Consider the following 1,062-nt stretch of genomic DNA (forward strand, 5'->3'; position numbering starts at 1 on the left):
AACCTGGTCTTGAACCGCTCCGAGAAGGCGTGGACGATGGCCTCGCCTGAGGTGGTCATGGCCAAGGCGCAGTTCGCCGTCATCTTCGGCGAGCGCTTCACAAGGGCCATGGCGGCCTGATGTTCAACACGCCGCCCCCACACGAAATTCCTGACACTCCCGGATCACAGTTCGTCCACTTCGATTCGGCGAGCTTCGCCCTCTCCGCCGCTAAGACCTTCTGCTCTTCAACATAGGCGGTGAGCTGCGCTTGGGCGACCGTGACGTCGCCGATCACGTTCTGGCTATTCGTCAGCACCCCGTTTCCGGAGCGCTTGCCGAGGTAGGCGAGCACCGGCGCGAAGATGCCGGAGCCGAGCAGCTTCACCAGGAATTCGCCGATGAGGGACAGGAACGGCATCAGCGCGCCGCCTCCGAGCACGTCCGCGAGATGCAAATCCTTATCACCCAAGCTGCCCTGGTTCAGTCGCGCGACGACATGCTGCGGAGCCTCACGAAAGCGCTGAAGCACGCGACTGGACTTGGTTCAGTTTAGTGGAGAGCGGTTTGGTGGGCGATGCCCCTTTCGAACTGGGTGGGGCTTGTGAAGCCGAGCGCCGAGTGACGGCGTCGGGGATTGTAGAAGCCATCGATGTGACGGGCCAGCGCGTCGACGGCCTCGGCTCGCGTCTGGAACGCGGTGCGCCAGACCAACTCGCTCTTCAGCGTCTTGAAGAACGTCTCGACCATCGCGTTGTCAAAGCAATTTCCCTTGCCGGACATCGAGATCACGATGCCGCGGCCTCGTAGCTCCGCCTGATACTCGTTCGAGCAGTACTGACTGCTGCGGTCGGAATGATACAACAAACCTGGTCCGGTTTGTCGGACGACAAGGGCACGTCGCAACGCAGCCGGTGCAAGTTCCTTGTGAAGGCGATCGCCCACCGCCCAGCCCACGACCCGTCGGGAGTACAGATCGAGGACCACCGCCCGGTACAGCCAGCCCGGTACAGCCAGCCCTCCCGCGTCCAGACGTAGGAGATGTCCGCGCCCCACTTCCGATCCGGCCCCGCCGCCGTGAAG

At 63.1% G+C, this 1,062-nt stretch carries 1 protein-coding gene and 1 pseudogene; both read right to left on the minus strand.

Features of this window, described 5'->3' with window-relative positions; genetic code table 11:
• Positions 1 to 97: 97 nt before the first annotated feature.
• Positions 98 to 511: a hypothetical protein gene (locus ACXJL8_RS41840; RefSeq protein ID WP_456687119.1), complete on the minus strand. Its 414-nt coding sequence runs from the start codon at positions 509 to 511 to the stop codon at positions 98 to 100.
• 20 nt (positions 512 to 531) lie between these two features.
• Positions 532 to 1,062: pseudogene (locus ACXJL8_RS41845) on the minus strand (IS3 family transposase); the annotation flags it as partial.

Source organism: Bradyrhizobium sp. P5_C11_2 (assembly GCF_054049755.1).